The sequence below is a fragment of the Burkholderia sp. BCC1640 genome, from assembly GCF_902833125.1.
Lineage (GTDB): Bacteria > Pseudomonadota > Gammaproteobacteria > Burkholderiales > Burkholderiaceae > Burkholderia > Burkholderia diffusa.
The window spans coordinates 541524-560165 of the sequence record NZ_CADFEF010000001.1 but is presented as its reverse complement, the minus strand read 5'-3'; the positions used below and the strand labels follow the sequence as shown (position 1 = coordinate 560165).

The following is an 18642-nucleotide window of genomic DNA, read 5'->3' as shown; positions in this document are numbered from 1 at the left end:
TTCCTCGATCCCGGTTGTCTTCCATGCACCACTGGCTTCATCAATCTGATTCCCATTACATCTGATGGGAATCAGATTGCCGGTGCCGCGCCCTCATGAACAGACGGTACGTGTCGAGTGCTTACGGTCGATGCGCTGCTCACCGGGGTTGTAGTAGCCATGGACCGCTCGATGTTCTACATCGTCTCGGATGAGAATCAAGTTGTCGTGCTCATTCGTGCCGCCGTCATCCAAGGGCAAGCGATGGTGCACCTGATAGCCAGTTGGGACCTTTCCTATCTCGACCATGCGCGCGATTTCCGCCTTCGGGATTCCCGCGCGCTCCAGTTCAGAGGCGTGCTTAGCTCCAATTTCCTTGACCCAAGCTTTGCGGACAACGTTGAACTCCTTCTTGCGCTCATGCTTGTACTGTTCTCTGTCCAGCTTGCGCACATAGCTGATACGTTGAACGGTGAAGCCGTGCAATGCGCGCACGCCGGTTGCGTGATAGACGAGCGCCGCCGGGCCTGTCCCACTTTGAACGCGCTGGTCATACCAATTCAAGAGACTCTCATTTGCACTCGCGATGAAGTCGGGGTCGTCATTTTTCGTCTTGAAGAAGTAGCTCAGGAAGCCGCGAAGGTTTACGCGCAGTTTGTTTTCTCGGAGCAGTCGCAGAACCTCCGACATCCCAAGCTTCACGAGGTCCGCAAGTTCTGCCGCGGTACGGGGATACGATATGAAATGCATTTGGTCGCCCGCTCTTAATCAATCGCCTCAATCACCCGCTCGTACAGCTCGGCCAATTCAGCGGCCTGCTGCTCATCCACCACACTCACTTCGCTTTCTACTGCGCAAAGCTCATGAGCCTGTAATGGCACCTCGTTTGGGCCAAGGTCTATCCACCAGCGCCAGGCGATATCGCGGCTGCATCTCGTTGTCCAGTCAACCGCTTCAACAGTCGAACACGCAGATGCAATTGCCGCTACTCGGCGGAGTGCGCGGGCACGCGATGAGAGCGCCTTCCAGCGGGGAATGTCCGCAGCGGCAAGCATTGCGTCGAGCTCGGACCGCGCCGCTACTGCCTGCTCTGGATGCGCAACGAGGCGCAATGGGTCGATGCCAAACGGGAGCACAGCATCCCCCCAGCTATCGGCAGGTGGCAACGTATTGGCGGCACGGCGCATCGCGTCATTCAGGCTTTCACCCTCGATGACCAGTTCGTCGAGCCACGACGCGAGACCAGTACTGGTACCAAGCGCTCGCTTGCTGAATTCGGCTAGCACGGAGCCTGCGCTGGAAGCATCGATTTCGACCTCCTCAAGCTTTGCTTCCAAGTCCGAACAGAATCGCGCATTTACAACATCTGCATCCGGCACCGACGTCAGTGCTTCCAAAATCGCTTGCCCGTGTTCGCCGACCGTCAAACGACCATCATTTTCGACTACGACTTCATTCTTGACGGCATTGCGGAGTGCTTTCGCAAACGTTGAAGGCCTGCCCACACCATTTGAAGCCATCTGCTCAATCAAGGCGTCGTAGCTAAGCGGTAGCGGCATGTCCTCAACGATTTCGCATACCCATGTTCGCGGAGCTCCGAGGAGCGCTACTGCGGGAGCACACGCATCGGGACCACGGAACCGAGAGCCGTCAGCCTCCAGTTGCTTCGGTGCGGCATCCAGCGTCGTCTGAATTAGTTCAGGAAGCGCAACGGTGAGTGTGTCGGTTGGCTTGATTTCTGACGGCAGGATTTCCAGCCATCCCGGCACCTCGATACACTGACTGCGAGACTGCAGGAAGGCCGTAATAGAGTCTTCGGTGGGGTTACTCGCTGTCAGAACGAGCTTCTGCGCGCGGATTGCCGGCCCTTCTGCTATTGTGGCCAGCGCAGCGTTCCACAGAAGGCTGTACACATCGAGCGCATTTCCGGAGAGAACTGTGCGTGCCTTCTCTGGCGATAGAGAATAATCGAGCGGCTCAATCATGGGATGCGCGAGCGAGCGCGAATCATTCATCAATCATCTCCTCATGTTGCGTGCGAGCGCTAGCGACTTTTGAGCGCATCGGGACGCGCCGCACCATCGCGGGCTGGGCCGTGCCTTCATAAAGTGCTTGGAGTTCCTGGGCGGTCTCGTCTGGATGTAGACCCAACACACGGTAGGCCAGTGCCATGGCGCGTGCGGTGTTGACAGCAGGATATGAGGGGCGCTGGTCGAGCTTGCCCGTCCACGAGGCGCTCACTGTCGTTTGAGGATGCTGTAGCAGCCTTTCCAGCTTTTCAAGCGTCGGCCACATATCTTCACTTAGCGGTCGCTCCGTAATTGAACCGGCACCTTGTGAACCTCTATTTGCGAGCCATGAGGTGAGCTTGTCGCCATTGGCGACAGGAATCGATACGCGAATCCGCTTGTACGCGGGGCGCTGGTCCGCTTTGTTGACAAGGTCGAGGATGCCCAACTGGACGCGACCAACGCCGGTGATGTACTTCGTTCCGTCAGACATTCCTAGACGCTTTGCGTAGAGCGTCGATATCACTTGGTCGAGGAAGTTGCGAGCAAGCGCACTCTTGACGAGCCCGGCATCCAACCCGTCGGATGCTTCCCGTTGCGCTCGCTGAATTTCATCCCGCTCTAGGCGGTGGAACCGCATGCGCTTTACGACAGGCGTACCACCAGTACCTGCGACAAGATGCCCGCGGGTCTGGCGCTCGTTGAGAACGCGCAGTATGTGCCACGCAATCGCTTCGCCTTCTGGGTCAGGGTCTGTGGCGAGATAGAGCGTCGCCATGCCGGACCAAAGCTGCTGGAGACGACTGAGAGCCTTCTCTCCGTTAGACTGCACCGGGGTCCAGACCGGCTCTGTGGCCTTCGCGATATCCCACTGACTGGGGTCGGCGAGTTGAGTAAAGTGTCCAGCGGTGTCGATAACTTCCCATTCCAGTGACCCGCCAAGGGCCTCATGGATTGTTTCACGCTTGGTAGGGGATTCAACCACGACGACGTGTCGCGAGTTCAAGCGGGTCCCCTGCTGGACTACGGCTCGCCAGAGGAAGTCGCTGGGCTTGCGCAGTTTTTTCTCAGTGAGGCCGCGTGCGTACTCGACCGCCTTCTGCGTCATGGCGACAATGAACATCTCCTTGGCGCGAGACACCGCGACGTTAATCAGGTTGGTGCCATCGTCGTAAAACTGCTTTTCTGATGGCTGGGTTGACTCGACCATGGAGAAGATAACGACCGGGCGCTCCGCGCCCTGCAGCGAATGCACGGTATCAATCACCATCCGGTTATACAGAGCTGTCTTGTCGTTGCTGGCGCGTCGAGGAGCGCCATAGGCCTTCGCCATTTCGTTGACCAGGTGCTCCTTTTGCCCCTTGAAGGGAGTCACGATTGCTACGATGTCAGCAAGGTCCTTCTCGCCCTGCGGGTCAAAGTGATGTCTCAGGCTCGATTCGTTCTCTTTGACCCAGCGGGCGATGCATGCGGCTTCGTCTAGGTTGCGGCGTGAGCCGCCCGGGTTCTTCGTATCAGCCGCTGAATCGACGACGAGATATCCAAGGCGCTCGAACTCCGGCCGCCAGAGCTTTTCAGGTGTCGGGGTGGCAACCTTCAATGCATCCCCGTACACCATCTGATTGCATATTTCGATGATTGGCGTGAGGCAGCGGTAGTGGTTGCTGAGCGTAAGACCTGCAGCCGCAGCGTCGGGAACAGAACGCCTCGTCGCCCGTTGAGCGATGCGCATCACACTTCCTCGCGCCATCAGGACGCCTGCGGGCAGCAGAGCATCATATGCATCACCGTCCGAGGTCTGAAGCGCACTAACACCGAAGCGCTGTGCGAGCAATCGGTCCGTGGCGGCGTCCAGATTCCAGACTGGCTCGAGCTGCTCAATGTCCCCTACGACAATCGCACGCTTTGCAAACAGGAAGGCACTGGCGCCAACCTCCGGTGTGCCTTGTCCAGCCTCGTCCACAATCAAAAGGTCTGCCTCGCCGAACAAATACGGGGGAACATTGCCTTCGAGGTCGTCAAGCTGACGTCGCATGAGCTTTGGCGCCGAATATGCCGTCACAACGAAAACCGGCGCAAGCATCGCCAATTCTCTTAGTTGTGCATCACTAGACAAGTTGTAGGTGGTATCGACACGCAGCCACTTCACCGTTTCCAATCGGGACTGGACAAATCGGCCCTCCCAATATCGGGCGCTAAAATGGAAGAGCCGAGGCCTTACATGCTGGTCCAGCCAGTCCTGCAAAAGCTTTACCAACTCGCGCTGGTGTATGGTGAGCGCACTTGGCGCCATGGTGTCGCGGTCGGCAATTGCAGAGTCGAGGGCGGCGAGAATCGGATGGACATCTGGTAGTACACTTTTTCCTTCGCAAAGGGCGGCGACGACAGCATCCCGTGCTGCATGCACGGCTGTGCGAGCGGTGGAATACCTACCATAGGCGACATCCAGCTCTCGAAGCTCGTCATGAACGACGTGGTATCGCTCCTTTAGAGTTTCCATATCGTTAGCCAACCCAGCGAGCCGACCACGTGCGTGCTCTATCCGACGTGTAATGTCATTGCGCGGTTGGGTGGCGTATGACGTACCGTCTGCCGGCAAATCGACGAGCTCTTGAGCACGCATACGCAGGACCAGTTCGGCGGCCGCAGCCAGTTCCTCTTTAAGCTTCTCTCGGCGAAATGCGATGGTCTGCGCCATGAGAACAAAGTCGGGCTGGCCGCTGCCCGATGCCGTCAATCCGCATGCCCGCATTGCTTCGCGGAGGTCTGACCAGGTCCGCTGCAGTTCTTCTGGCGTCAATATATTGGCAACGGTGCGCTTGATGCGCTGCATCAGCGTGGCGTGGCGATGCGTCTCAACTTCTGCTGCGACGGCGGCGAGGTCATTATCCAGCTGTTTGAGCAGACGATACTGCTGAACTTCCAACTGTTGATTATCTTTAGCTTCGGCCAGAAGCGCATCGACTTGGCGCTCTATCGGGCCTGTGTACGATTGCAGCGACACAAGAGTAGTCAACGCCTTGTCCCACTGGTCCGTCTGCGATTGGCATGCAACGATGCGACCACTTTGCCCGGCGAGAGCAAGCAGTTCGCCTCGTAGAGTTTCGCGTCGGGTCTGATGAGTCTGCGTCCATGCCGGCAGTACGCACCATTCAGTGAGGCGCTGCATCCAAACATCGGTGGCCCGCTTGGTTGCGTCAAGGCACTTTGCGTCGCTCTTGACCAATTCGCGAAGTCGTGCCAAAGCCGTCGTGAGCGACATTGACCTATCAAAGTATCGAGTGGCACATTCCTCAAAAAGGGCGGCTGCCCGCTCCGGTTCAAGTTCGTTCAGTCCGCTGCTGGCGCCATAGAATTTCCACTGGAGGTCGGGCTGCTTGCGACCAATTAGTTGGTAATTGCGATACTTGGTATCTGTCTCCGGACTAGCCGCTGCGTACCAGCCATATGACGTGAGATTGGGAAGCCAGCGACTGTCTTCCTTAACACTCACATCATCGGTTAGCGAACCGTCCTCGGTGAAAAGAGGGAGGCCGGGCGTCTCGTCAAAGCTTGAGATGATGTTGGTAACTGCCTGGTTGGTCGCAGCGCAAGCCAAAATCAAGGGAGATTCGGGCCATTGCTGCTCGCTGAGTAGCGGTTCAATCCAGGCGCTAGCAATGACCGCGCGCAAAAGGCTCGTCTTGCCAGTGCCTGGCGGCCCGTTGACTGCGAGCACATTGCCATGCGCTGTTGTCGTGAGGGCAATGAGTGCGTCACGCTGAGCCGGGTCCAAGGGAAACGCCTTTCGCGCTCCGTTCTTGAATGCATCCATGTGTCCGGCATAGCGCGCGATGTGTCCAATGTTCGTGGCCTCATCAGTTGGCTCGTACGGAACTCGTGACGTCTCTTCGATACCAGCGATTTGACGAAAAAGTGCGAGCGACGACCCTTCCAGGCATTCCGGGTCCGCCAGAACCTGACGGAATGCGTTTACGACATTGCGCGTCGTACCACTGGCTACGGAACCGTCGACCACGGTGAAAACTGGAAGCAGTCGCTTCGTCTGATACTGCTTGCGACGAGAAAGCATGAAGCGAGAAATCCACCCTGCTAGGCCTTCACCCATTCCATCGTCGGCCGTACCAAGTGTGGACAGGATATCAACGGCCTCCCCCCAAAATTCAAACGCTTCAGGTAGCTCGGTCACTGGTTTGTCGTCGCCAGTGCTCTCGGCTTCGACTTGTTGCATGGCCCAAGCATCGTGCGCACCAACATTGTCGAATCCGAGGCCGGGGAGCTTCGTCGTTTCTCCCATAAGGTTGCGGTTGAATTTGGGAATTCGCTCTTCGGCGAGCACCCAGCGGTATCCACGTGGGTCGTTTTCGTCTTGCGCGGGACTGATAGGCAACACCGAAACCACGGTTGTTTGTTTCTGCTGTGTATCCCCGTCTTTGATGAGCTTTAGGACGATATGCCGTACTGGAGTCTGGCTTTCGGCGAGCTGCACGCCCTCCATAGGGAAATCTGCCAAAGCCCGAAGCAATCCGTTCAAATCGAACTGTGCTTTCACGTCCGGGCCGAGAATGTTATCGAGCTTGGCCATGCCCTCGAACGCACTACTCTGCATCCCTTCGAGCCAGTAGCCAATCAGCTTTTCAGCAACTGTGTTCAGATGAGATGGGTTGAGACCGGAGAAGCCGCCGGAGCCTTCGAGGTGTGCGCTCAGCAGGGCGTTCTTATCCTCGATGGTGGAGGCGCTGTTGAAGGCATCACGCAAAAATTTCGGAATAAAATCCAGCTTATTGAGCAAGGTTAGACAGTTTTTGCGCTGCCGTTCTGCCTTTTGCTCACCCTTAAATTCGTCAAATGCATCTTTATAGCGTCGAATGAATGCGCTGCAGAGGCCTGACTCCGTCAGAGCGTGCTTGAACTCCTGCTCACTTATCGAGTCAGAGAATACTTCGTAGATTGATGCTGCGAAATTCTCTTGGGCTTCGCTAGGTGGCTGCGGAGGCTTCTTCGGAATACTGTCCTTGAATTCCGATATGTAGGCGCTACATGCGGCCGCATCCGACTCAACTCCTGCCGGCAACGGTACGTTGCGTTGGTTGGCAATGCTTCTGGCAAAGTTAATTTGCTTCTGAGTGGGGGGAGGCATGACAAACCGTGTCTCGCAATTGAAGTCACGGTAATTGTATGCGTTCACAACCAGCAACGGCCAATTTTCAACAAATACGCCGAGCCGCCCTGAGTGACGCCTTCATGGTAGTGGTGCGACCAGGCAACACGTAATTACCTGGCAATACCTAGCCGTGAGCGTTCCGAGTTACCCACCGGCAGTAACGGGGGCACTGCGGGCGGGGAGATTGTTGCGCCCAGTTTGAATAACCATTCAACGAATATCGTTGCATGAGCGATGATTTTCACCCGCAACGGTCGCGAGATAAGGCTTTAGAGCGCGAGGGGGCGCCGAAGAGCATATTGCGGCGGTTTGCTCTCGCCGCGGTTTAGCGGTCAGCCGTGGCGGAACTCAAAAAGGGTATCAAATCCGCTTCGTTCTTTAGCACGATGTGTTGTGCTTCTGGCCGCTGCGTTTCCTGCTGATTCAAGCCTAACCTCCTGAGGGTATAAAAGAGTAAGGCTTGCCGACATTTTAGTTCCATCTGCCCTTCGTTCATCCCGTAGTCGAGTTCAATGGCCCGACGTTTGCCTGGGGATAGTTCGGGATTGGGGGCGATGACCAGTTGAAGAATGGTGTTCCATTCGGTGTCTTCGCTGGCGGCGCGCCCGACTGGCTCTACCTCTTGGACCTCCAGAATTCGGCCGAGCACAAAATCAAGGAACTTCTCGCGAGAGTGGCAAAACGCACGCACATGCCACCGAAATCCGTCGTGAGCGAAGGCGTGAGGTGAAATGACTCGAATACTGGGTTCGAGTCGAGACATCGATTGGTAAACGATTCTTAAACCCGAGGCATCGCGTATGGCCTTTAGGAGAGCCGACAGCATGTCACATGCAACGTTTCGGCCAGGGTGAGGAACGCTGTCAATTGGGGGCTGCCACCCAATGAAACTGTCTTCTCGTTCCAGTACGCCAGTGGCCGATGCCAGCAGTTCGTTCAGGTACCGGTGAGGTTGAGTTGCAGCATGCGCCGGGTGGAATTGGGCTGTTGCTTGATAGACACGAGAACTGCGGTCGTACACAAGATTTTCTGGGGCCAATTCGGTGTAGCGTGAGATATCCAGCGAAGCCTGTGGCACTGATATGCCAAAAAAATCAGTGAGGTCGCTGCGGTTGATACGACCCTCCCATCGTAGCCGGAAGTCGATGAACGCCAAACGGCGCTCCTGCCCCCAGCGTGCGTTGGTCTTTGGGAGAAAGGTGTCTTGGGTCGTATCAGTCATGGTTAGATGCTAGCATGCGAATAAAAACTATGCTAGTCTAAAAAGTATCCGTATAGTAAGTAGTCGTTCTTGTGGTGGCATCGGGGTGATGTCGCTGCACTGTTCGGATGGGCCGACGCCTGGTTGTAGCAGGTTTGGGGCGCGTGTTGTGAGACCTACTTGAGTGAGAAAAAATGCCGCATCGCATCGTGTTCTACCCGGTTGGTAACGGTGACACCAGCCAAATCGTTCTTGAAAACGGTAAACGAATCCTGATGGATTATCGCCATCGGAAGAAAACTGAAGATGGGGAGGGCCCGGAAATCAACTTGAAGGCTCGCCTCAAGCAGGAGCTCAACGACGCTGGGCGCGATTCATTCGATGTGGTGGCATTCACCCACGCGGACAAGGACCACATCGAGAACAGCACCGAGTTTTTTGAGCTACGGCATGCAGAGAAGTACCAGGGCGACGGTCGTATCAAAATTGACACCCTCTGGGTCCCGGCTGCCATGATTCTCGAGACGGGAACGAATGACCAGCAGTTGGCCGAATTCGTGATTTGGCGCCAGGAGGCGCGGCATCGGCTCAAGGAAGGCAAAGGTATTCGCGTGTTTTCCAAGCCGGAGAAGCTCAAGGGTTGGCTGGAGGAAAACGGGCTGACGCTTGAATCGCGGCGCCACCTCATTACCGATGCAGGCCAGATTGCACCGGACTTCGACATCGTCATCGATGGCGTTGAATTCTTCTGTCATTCCCCCTTCATCAAGCATGTTGATGAAGGTGACGACCTGCGCAACGACGCATCGTTGATTTTCAACGTGCGCTTCCGCAAGAACGGCCAGAACTATGACTATCTCGCCGTTGGCGATTCCACTTGGTCTGTGCTCGAAGACATCGTTGAAACGACCAAAGCTCACGGAAACATGGACCGGCTTGCGTGGGACCTGTACAACATTCCGCACCACTGCAGCTACCTGTCGCTTAGCGACGACAAGGGCGAGTTCGAAACCACGCCAAAGCCGCTGGTCGAAGAAATCCTGCTGTCGGGAAAGGACGGCGCCTACATTGTTAGTTCCAGCTGTCCCATTCTCGATACCAAGGATGGGCGGGAGCAGACCCAGCCACCGCATATTCAGGCAAAGAAATGCTATGAGACTTTCCGGAAAAAGACGGGGGGCGCCAAGTTCCTCGTGACGATGGAGGAGCCCAATGCCACCACGCCGGAGCCTCTGGAATTCAAGGTCGATAGTCAAGGGTTGTCGCTGGCTCGGGCCGCGGCCTCAGCCGTTGGCGTCATTATTTCCAAGCCGGCGCCGAGGGCTGGCTGAGTGGCCGCCGACTACTACACCCTGGGGGAGTTGCTGCCGGACCGCGACGCCGGCAGGCTCGAGCACGAAGAGAGCCGGCGGCTGCTCGCGGCATGCCAACGGCATCCCGCATTCGACGTCGTGGAATTGCGGCGCCTGGGGGGAAAGGGAGCTACCGGCCAGGTCACACAAGCTGTTGACGGGATTGTCGTCGAGTGCTGTGACGGGACGGTTCCTTCCCGTAATGCGGCGGGCGTCAAAAACCGAGAGCGGCTAATGTTGTTGCATGGTCCCGGATTGTTGACCCCGCACGAGGTGCGGGCTCTTCGTGCCGACTTTCCTGCTACGCCACATCAGAACAGCGTTCCGGACGGTGAGCCCCCCTCTTTGTGTCTGTACTTCGAGCCGTGGAGCGCGGTTGAGCGTACGTGGACGCCGGCCAAGCATCTGCAGCGAATTCTTTGGTGGGTCCGTGAGACGGCCCTCGGAACGTTGCATCGCAGCGACCAGCCGCTCGAACGGCTGCATTTCGTCTCCCCGTATCAAATTGTCTTGCCGGCAGATTTCAAGGAACGTGCGGCGACCCATGCGGAGGTTCTCCGCTTGGCGTGCGCGCGGTCACGAAGCAACGGCACCGTATTGCGTGGTGTGTTTCAACCGAAGGGGGCTGCAAAGGCGCAAGGTGACGATACAGGACTCGACACCCTCATCGTCACGGCACCCACAATGGTCTCAATGCGAATCGAGCGATATCCCGCCACTTTGGGCGCGTTGCATGACCAGTTGGCGCGGTATGGCTCCGAGCTTTTGTCGCCGCTCGTCGATGCGGCCAAGAATGCACTGCCGAGTACAGGGCTGCCTATTCAAGACCGAAGTGCCAAGCATACGCTCCTGCTGCTTCGGGTGCCGACGGCACGAAGTGAGAACGATGCGCCTGAACGTACCGATGTGAGCGGTTTCATTGTTCACGACGCATCACTCGCGCAGCTAGGAATCGCCTGTGGTGCATATTTCGACGGGAAAGATGGCAAGGCCTATGAAAGCCTCGACCTCGGAATTGCTGGTATCGCCACCATGTCTGCCGAGAGCGGCGAGGCGTGGCGGGGCCTCGTCCTTGAGCCGGTAGACGTCAGAGTTGCATTTTCATTAAGCGATGCTCGCAGAGCATCCGGAATCAGAGCCGAAGGTGCCGAGTTCCCGGGCGTGCTTGCTGGAGTCGGGGCTTTGGGCAGTAGCATGGCGGAGCTTTGGAGTCGCGAGGGTTGGGGAAGCTGGTCATATATTGACGATGACATATTGCACGCGCACAACGTCGTCCGCCACGCAGGCAAAGACCCGCACATCGGATGGGCGAAGGTCGATGTGACACTCAGCATGGCGGAGCTAAATTGGCCCACGGCGGCTAAGCCGAAGGCAATCGCCGCGAAGGCTAACGATTTCGGCAACACGGAAGTAAATAACGCGATTTCGGCTGCGTCGTTGTTTGTCGATGCCACCACGACCCTCGAAGTGCCACGCGACCTATCGGACCGCGATGGCACGCCGCGCATGGCTTCGACTTTCCTCACGCCATCCGGTCGGGATTCCGTTCTGCTGCTTGAGGATGCGGAGAGGAACGTTCGCCTTAGTTCGCTGGAAGCGCAGTACTACCGCGCGATTCTCAACAGCGACTGGGGCGCGGCACACCTGATGGGCCACCAGGGTTCCTATTGGGTGGGCGCTGGTTGTCGAGACCTGTCCGGCGTCTTGTCTCAGGAAGTCGTTCAGCTTCACGGCGCCACGCTTGCGCGACAGGTCCGATTGCTTTCAGCACGTCCGGAGGCGCAGATTCGCGTGTGGTCTGTGCACGAGGAATCCGGTGCTTTGTCCGTCGACATTGTCCCGGTGGATGCGTCATTGCAATGCCGCCTCGGTGAATGGGACGTCATTTGGGATGAGGGGCTGCAAAAGAAGCTTAGAGCGTTACGGGAAGACGGGCTCCCTGACGAGACTGGCGGAGTGGTCCTCGGATACGTGGACCAAAAGCGCAAAGCCATTCACGTCGTGGACGTTCTACCGGCGCCCAGCGATAGTGAAGCGAGTCGGACGGGTTTTACTCGAGGGGCCGAGGGCATGAAAGAGGCGATTGAACGCGCTTCGGCGTTGACCGCGAATATTGTGAGCTATCTCGGGGAATGGCATTCCCATCCAAGGCACTCCTCCGCGGTGCCTAGTGTCGCGGATGCCGCATTGCTGGCTTACCTCGCGGAGACCTTGGCGATGGACGGTGTGCCGGCATTGATGGTCATCGTCGGCGAAACCGACATCTCGATTTCACTTAGGGAAGGAGCCGCCGTATGAGCGACGTTCATTCCGACTCAAAAAAGGCAATTGGACTGGCCCTCTCTGGCGGGGGCGTGCGTGCTGCTGCTTTTCACGCTGGAGTTCTGCGCTACCTGGCAGAGCAGCAGCTTCTGGAGAATGTCGTACATGTTTCGTCTGTATCGGGCGGTAGTCTTTTCGCCGGAATGGTGTTTCGCCTCGCAGATTATCGATGGCCGAATTCGCAGGTCTACCTGAGCGACGTGTTTCCCCGTTTTCGCCAAACGCTGACGAAGCAGTCCCTGCAGTATTCCGCTGCAGCGCGGCTCCTGCTAAACCCACTTAACTGGCGTTTTTTGCTATCCCGAGCAAACGTAGTTGCCCAGGCTATCGAGGCTCTGTGGGACGTCAGAAAGCCGCTCAGTGCTATTGGAGCGTCACCAGTTTGGTCCATCAACTGCACGACAGGAGAAACAGGGCGTCGCTTTCGGTTCAAGGGAGTGACGATGGGAGACTACGAGCTCGGATATGCGAACGTCGATGGCTTTGGCCTTGCTAGAGCAATGGCTATCTCGGCGGCTTTTCCTGGCGGCATCGGGCCACTCACCGTGAAGAGTGCAGAATTCGAGTGGAAGAAGCGCAAAGAGTGGGGAACTGGCGAACCTGAACCATATCCGGTGCCCTTCAATCATCTGCACCTGTATGACGGGGGAGTGTATGACAATCTTGGGATTGAACCCATGTTCGACGGTGGTCGGCAAGAACTAAAGCACGATGACACGCTCCGCACAGACATTACCTACCTGCTCGTCTCTGATGGTGGCGCGCCACTGCCTCGCCAGACCATCCCGCATCAGTTGAATCCCTTCCGTTTCAAGCGCATAGCTGACATTGCCTTGGACCAGAGTCGCGCATTGCGTGTGCGAGCGTTCGTGAACTTCCTGCAGAAAAATCCAACAGCAGGCGCGTACGTCGGCATTGGAGCCGCCGCGGAATCATCCATCAAGCGTTTCGCCAAAGGGCGTGAAACCATCGCTGCGGGGCTTTTGACTCGGGATTGGTTGCCAGACACCGACGCTAAGCGTGCTGCCACCTACAGCACCACGCTTCACCGGCTGACCGAATCGAATTTTGACCTTTTGGCCCGCCATGGCTACGAGACAGCCAAGTGGAACGTGGAGATGATGTCCCCAAAAAAGGATGCTAGCGGCACGCGCCAACCGTCCACATCTGGAAAATAATTATGGAACTGAAATCAATCAATACAAGATTCCGCGCATACCAGCTCGGGGAGCCAGGGTCGTCGTTTTCCTATTTCGCGGACGGGCATTTCACCCTGATTGAGGCCAAACTCACGAACCGCAGCTCGTCGTCCTTGGCTGTGGAATTAAAGGCTTGCGGTAAGACAGCAATCGATACGCTTCACATCACAAGTTGGGACCAAGACCACTGTAACTTCAAGGAACTACAGGAGATTCTTAGCGCCTTGAAGCCGAAGAAGATTGAGTACCCTGGATACGACCATGACTCAGACAATGCCCAAAAGTGCCTGCAAGAGATTTTGCGTTATAACGACGCACGCCGCAGAGCTTCGTTGACGATGCTTGCACGACGCGTTGACCCACCATATGTGAAAAGTCTCAACGCGGCAAAAGAACTCGGATATAACGATATTATTTATCATCCTAAGGAAGTTTTTCCCGGTTCCAACGACAATTCAACAGTCAAGCTATACAGGGCGGGAATGTTCAATGTTGCTAGCTTGGGCGATGTGGAGCACCCCAACATTGGGTCGATGTTGCGGCAAGACCGAGCCTTTAAGACCGAGGTGGATGTGCTAATCCTTGCCCACCACGGTTCGGACAATGATGTGAACTCGAAAAAATTCTTTCAGACCGTCAAGCCAGCTATCGCAGTATGTTCCAGCGACTATGACAATCAATACGGTCATCCACATGATGAAGTCAGGGAAGCATTGTACGAGTCTGATGTCCGAGTTTTTACAACAAAAACCGGAGATGTCTTGGTCGAGTCGGTGCCAAATCATCGAAAGGAATATCGAGTAACAAATTACAAGGGCGACACAGCTGCTGTGTCATCTAAAGAGATTTATATAAGTAAGAAATTCAATTTTCTGAAAATGAATGATGACACGATTCGGAATATTATGAACCCTGGATTTAAGAAGCGAAAATTTATTTGATTTTGGTCGGGAAAATCATTGCCTCACATTGACCGTCTGGGTGATAAGAGTCGAGGTTGGTTTCCCCGGCTTTTTGGCGGTCGAGGCACTCATCATTTTCCGGGTTGAAGTCGAAGCCCGACGCGCCTGCTCCGTAGCAGCAGAGGCTGCTATCCGACACCGTGTAGAGCGCGCCTGATGCCGAAGTCAAGTTATCCAGTCTCACGATGCGGTCCGGCTGGATTAACCTCGAATTCATCAACGCGATATAGCACCCAGGCTGTCAAGAATTCGCCGACGATGCTGATATCTGAAGCATATCGAAAAATGGACGGACTAAATATGCACGAGGCATTACACCCCTTCACAGAAAAACCAATCACCGCTGAGGCGTATTTTCTTGAGTTTGGGCGGCCAGTTGCGACCTCATCAGCGGTCGATACTCGCCCCCGAGCGAGATGCCCTTTCTGTTCGCAGCTAATGTCGGTTGTTGGTGCTGCAAAAGGAGGCCACTTCGCGCATCTTCCGAAGTCTGATTGGTGCCCCAGCAAAGAAAAAACCGCTGAGCCATACTTAGTGCTGACGCCGACTGAGCCAGATGATGAAGCAGCGACGGAACTGAAGGCGCTTTTCCGCGGTGCGTGGCAGCAGCACTACGCCCGCTTGCAAGAAATTGCGCCAGGGTTCTCCCATAAGGAATTCATCGAACTGCTTACACGAGCCAACAGGTTGAACATATGGGCCTACAAGGACCTTCAACCTCGGAATCTGCCCTATATTTTACCGCTTTTGGCGGATTTTTCGCCTGCAAGCGGGCGACGGCAAAGGACAGATGCTGGTGTACTTGAGCCTGCTCGAAGGCTGTGGCTGCGCTTCATGTACAGTTCGGCAGTTCGTCAGGCCGAAGACTTGTGGATTCGGCCGACTGGAGAGGTGAAGTTTTTTCGCGTGAGCTATCGTCCGCCGCCGCGCTCTGCGCCTAAGCCCGGAGACATTCTGAAGAACGTTGAAATTGAGCGTTCCGATGCCTTTCTTACCGCAACACCACGGCCGCTACCGGAGTTCGTCGTTAAAGATGTTGAGCGATGGCTTAACCTGCACTTGGCTTAGCGGCGAGTAGGTTGCTGACAGCGCGTGCTTCTGCCTCATTGGCTACGACGAAGTCTGGGCGTATGCCCTTTATCGCAAGGTTTGCGGCGACTACCTGGAGTTCATCGTGCGACGCTCCTGCAGCTGTGAGCCATACTCGCACTCCGATGCGTCTGCTGCGATGGCAGGAAGTGTCGTAGTTCATGTCGCCCGATGCGGCCCATGCATCGAGTACAGGGCGGATTCGTTCTTCGGCTTCAAGTATGTTCTTGAACAACGTCAGAATCGTCACGTGCGACGCAGGCAGATATAGCCATGCGAATTCGAGATTCAGAAGGGCGTCTTCCTGCAGATTGCTCGCGGCTATCAAAATGTTTCGTTCGGGGTGTGCTTGTGGCATTCCTCGCTCCATAGTCTTGTAGACCGTGTATAGCGAGCGACGCTCTCGGCTATAGCGCGCCGGCGCAGAGGAATCGATGCCTTTTCTTCAAGGAATCGCAAATGTCCTTGTTCTCCACTCAGGTCGGCGTCATTGGAGAGAATCTGCTGGTGAATGCGGCCATGAAGGCACGCCATGGGCGCCTTTCGCCTTTCGGACCAGTTGCTGATGCTTATGGCCTCGATGTACTGCTCTTCGACAGGGAAACAGGCGGCTCTGTCGCTAACCACCAGTCACGAATGACGTTGGCTTGCAAACGGCTTCTCGACCGCGTGGCGGAGCCTCGATTTTCCGCGGGGTTCTGCGCCTTGACCGTGCGTGACCTCTGTTGGAATAGTTTCACTTAAGCCCCGCCCCGCATGCGTTTGCGGGGATTTCACGGGACGTTAAGTGAAACTTCGCGCGTCGCTTTAAGTGAAACTATTCAAAGTTGCCATCGGATGCCGGTTTGCCCGGACCCTCACTCCACCGTCACCGATTTAGCGAGATTCCTCGGCTTATCGATATCCGTTCCCCTTGCCAACGCCGCGTGATAAGCCAGCAACTGCATCGGCACCGTATGCAGAATCGGCGAAAGCGGCCCGTAGTACTCGTTGAGCCGAATCACCTCGATCCCTTCACTCGGCACCAACCCGCAGTCCACATCGGCGAACACGAAAAGCCTGCCGTTCCGCGCACTGACCTCGTGCATGTTCGACCGGAGCTTTTCGAGCAACACGTCATTCGGCGCCACCGCGATCACCGGCATTTCATTACTGACCAACGCCAGCGGCCCATGCTTCAACTCCCCGGCAGGATAAGCCTCCGCGTGGATATACGAAATCTCCTTCATCTTCAGCGCGCCTTCGAGCGCAATCGGATAATGCATCCCGCGTCCGAGAAACAGCATGTTGTCGCGTCGCGCGAGCAGCTCCGACCAGCCCATGATCTGCGGTTCCAGCGCGAGCACCTTCGACATCGCATCGGGCAGATGCCGCAGCGCACGCAGATGCGCCTTCTCGTCGTCATCGCTCAACCGCCCGCGCACCTGCGCCAGTGACAAAGTCAGCAAGAACAACGCCACGAGCTGCGTCGTGAAAGCCTTCGTCGAAGCCACGCCGATCTCGATTCCCGCACGCGTGACGAACTGCAGCGCGCAGTCGTGCATCAGCGCACTCGTCGCGACGTTGCAGATCGCGAGCGTATGCATCATCCCGCGCTGCTTCGCGACATGCACGGCGCCGAGCACGTCGGCCGTCTCGCCGCTCTGCGACACCGCGACGACCAGCGTGCGCGGATTCGGGACGCTGTCGCGATAGCGAAACTCGCTCGCGATCTCGACGCTCGTCGGCAGCTTCGCGATGCTCTCGATCCAGTATTTCGCGGTCAGCGCCGCGTGATAACTACCGCCGCACGCGAGCAGCAACACCGAATCGACATCGTTGAACACGCGCCACGCGCCGTCGCCGAAGAGCTCGGGCATGATCGATCCGACATCGAGCAACGTATCGGCCACCGCCTGCGGCTGCTCGAAGATTTCCTTCTGCATGTAGTAGCGATACGCGCCGAGGTCCGCCGCGCCACTGTGCGCGGCCACGCGCTGCACCGCGCGCTCGACGCGCTGTCCGGCCGCATCGACGATCCAGTAGCGATGCAGCTGAATATCGGCGACGTCGCCATTCTCGAGGTAAGCGATGCGATCGGTGATGCCCGACAACGCGATCGCATCCGACGCCAGGAAATTCTCGCCGTCGCCGACGCCGACGACGAGCGGCATCCCGTCGCGCGCGCCGACGATCCGGTGCGGTTCGTCGCGGCACATCACCGCGATCGCATAGCTGCCGCGCAGCCGCGCGACCGCGCGGCGCACCGCTTCGAACAGGTCGCCGTCATACAGGTGGTCGATCAGATGCGCGATCGCTTCGCTGTCGGTCTGGCTCGCGAACACGTAACCGTGCGCCTGCAATTCCGCGCGCAATTGATCGCAGTTCTCGATGATCCCGTTGTGCGACAGCGCGATGCGCGCGTTGTCGTCGCTCGGCGAGAAATGCGGGTGCGCGTTGAGCGTGACAGGCGCGCCATGCGTTGCCCAGCGCGTATGCGCGATGCCGGTATAGCCGGACAGCGCGTGCGCGGCGATCTCGCGCTGCAGGTTGGCGACGCGGTCGACGCTGCGCGCCCGTGCCAGCGCACGGTCGCGATAGACCACGACGCCGCACGAGTCGTAGCCGCGGTATTCGAGCCGCTTCAGCCCGTCGACGAGGTTCGGCAGGATGTCCCGCTGGGCAACCGCCCCGACAATTCCACACATATCGCGCTCCGTAAATGTCCTGTCTGGACCCGTGACAGCGATGGTAGAAGCGGTTGAATGGAATTAAATTTCAAAATACGACAAAAAATGAAACGGACAATAGATCTGATATCGTGTTGAAATTAAATTTCACAACCTTGACCGGAAGGAGCCACCCGTGGCCGGCATCACGCTCGACGATCTCGACCTGCGCATTCTCGCGATCCTGCAGGACGACGCATCGGTGTCGAACCTGCAACTCGCCGAGCGCGCGCTGTCGTCGCCGCCGACGTGCATGCGCCGCGTGCGGCGGCTGACGGAAGCGGGCGTGATCCGCCGCCAGGTCGCGGTGCTCGACCCGGTCGCGATCGGCACGGCCGTCACGGCCTTGATCGAGATCAGCCTCGACCGGCAGACGGCGGAAGACTACGACGCGTTCGAGGCTTACGTGTGCGCGGAGCCGGCGGTCACGCAGTGCTACCGCGTGTCGCCGGGGCCGGATTTCGTGGTGGTGGCCGATCTGGCCGACGTCGCCGAATACGACGCGTTCGCGCGGCGGCTGTTCACCGGCGCATCGAACGTCCGCAACGTGCGGACGTTCTTCTCGACGCATCGCGCGAAGTTCGAGGCGAACGCGCGAGTCACGCATGCGATGCGCAAGCGCGGCGACGACTAGACCGCACGACACACGTCGAACGT

The 18642-nt window shown here is 57.2% G+C and carries 14 protein-coding genes; 7 read left to right on the top strand and 7 right to left on the bottom strand.

Annotated features, from left to right (window positions below; all coding sequences use genetic code 11):
- Nucleotides 1–93 precede the first annotated feature (93 nt).
- The 4 genes from HWX25_RS02550 to HWX25_RS02535 all read right to left on the bottom strand — a co-directional run bounded on the left by HWX25_RS02550 (nt 94) and on the right by HWX25_RS02535 (nt 8374).
- A complete protein-coding gene (locus tag HWX25_RS02550) occupies nt 94–669 on the bottom strand; it encodes a hypothetical protein (RefSeq protein ID WP_244138725.1) in 576 nt (191 codons plus the stop codon).
- Nucleotides 670–743: 74 nt separating this feature from the next.
- On the bottom strand, nt 744–1994 hold the full coding sequence (locus tag HWX25_RS02545; protein WP_175906860.1) for a DNA topoisomerase: 1251 nt from the start codon (nt 1992–1994) through the stop codon (nt 744–746).
- Entirely contained in the window at nt 1987–7128 is a 5142-nt protein-coding gene (locus tag HWX25_RS02540) for an AAA domain-containing protein (RefSeq protein ID WP_175906859.1), read from the bottom strand. The genes HWX25_RS02545 and HWX25_RS02540 overlap by 8 nt, the downstream gene beginning before the upstream one ends.
- Nucleotides 7129–7477: 349 nt before the next feature.
- The gene (locus tag HWX25_RS02535) at nt 7478–8374 is read right to left on the bottom strand and encodes a WYL domain-containing protein (RefSeq protein ID WP_175906858.1); all 897 of its coding nucleotides are present in this window, start codon (nt 8372–8374) and stop codon (nt 7478–7480) included.
- 173 nt (nt 8375–8547) lie between these two features.
- On the opposite strand from HWX25_RS02535, the gene HWX25_RS02530 reads away from it, so the two are divergent.
- Genes HWX25_RS02530 through HWX25_RS02515 form a run of 4 tightly spaced genes read left to right on the top strand, consistent with a single transcriptional unit; the run spans nt 8548 to nt 14167 of the window.
- Complete coding sequence (locus tag HWX25_RS02530) at nt 8548–9684, top strand: hypothetical protein (RefSeq protein ID WP_175906856.1); 1137 nt, start codon at nt 8548–8550, stop codon at nt 9682–9684.
- Nucleotides 9685–12003, top strand: a complete 2319-nt coding sequence (locus HWX25_RS02525; protein ID WP_175906855.1) for a Mov34/MPN/PAD-1 family protein — start codon at nt 9685–9687, stop codon at nt 12001–12003.
- A complete protein-coding gene (locus tag HWX25_RS02520; protein ID WP_175906854.1) occupies nt 12000–13205 on the top strand; it encodes a patatin-like phospholipase family protein in 1206 nt (401 codons plus the stop codon). The genes HWX25_RS02525 and HWX25_RS02520 overlap by 4 nt, the downstream gene beginning before the upstream one ends.
- A gap of 2 nt (nt 13206–13207) precedes the next feature.
- The gene (locus HWX25_RS02515; protein ID WP_175906853.1) at nt 13208–14167 is read left to right on the top strand and encodes a hypothetical protein; all 960 of its coding nucleotides are present in this window, start codon (nt 13208–13210) and stop codon (nt 14165–14167) included.
- On the opposite strand, the gene HWX25_RS02510 is transcribed toward HWX25_RS02515, so the two are convergent.
- On the bottom strand, nt 14160–14372 hold the full coding sequence (locus HWX25_RS02510; protein ID WP_175906852.1) for a hypothetical protein: 213 nt from the start codon (nt 14370–14372) through the stop codon (nt 14160–14162). The genes HWX25_RS02515 and HWX25_RS02510 overlap by 8 nt on opposite strands.
- Before the next feature lie 74 nt (nt 14373–14446).
- Between HWX25_RS02510 and HWX25_RS02505 the strand changes: the two genes are divergently transcribed.
- A complete protein-coding gene (locus HWX25_RS02505) occupies nt 14447–15256 on the top strand; it encodes a hypothetical protein (protein WP_175906851.1) in 810 nt (269 codons plus the stop codon).
- Here the strand turns inward: HWX25_RS02505 and HWX25_RS02500 are convergent.
- Nucleotides 15237–15635, bottom strand: coding sequence for a hypothetical protein (locus tag HWX25_RS02500; protein ID WP_175906850.1), 399 nt, complete (start codon nt 15633–15635; stop codon nt 15237–15239). The two genes, HWX25_RS02505 and HWX25_RS02500, sit on opposite strands and share 20 nt — an antisense overlap.
- 101 nt (nt 15636–15736) lie before the next feature.
- Here HWX25_RS02500 and HWX25_RS02495 point away from each other — a divergent pair, with 101 nt between their 5' ends.
- Nucleotides 15737–16021: a hypothetical protein gene (locus HWX25_RS02495; protein ID WP_175906849.1), complete on the top strand. Its 285-nt coding sequence runs from the start codon at nt 15737–15739 to the stop codon at nt 16019–16021.
- Between the two features lie 113 nt (nt 16022–16134).
- Here the strand turns inward: HWX25_RS02495 and glmS are convergent, their stop codons facing one another.
- Nucleotides 16135–17964 (bottom strand): glutamine--fructose-6-phosphate transaminase (isomerizing), encoded by a 1830-nt coding sequence (gene glmS / locus HWX25_RS02490; RefSeq protein ID WP_175906848.1) that lies wholly within the window; start codon nt 17962–17964, stop codon nt 16135–16137.
- A gap of 157 nt (nt 17965–18121) precedes the next feature.
- Between glmS and HWX25_RS02485 the strand changes: the two genes are divergently transcribed.
- Entirely contained in the window at nt 18122–18619 is a 498-nt protein-coding gene (locus HWX25_RS02485; protein ID WP_059532325.1) for an Lrp/AsnC family transcriptional regulator, read from the top strand.
- Nucleotides 18620–18642: the final 23 nt, after the last annotated feature.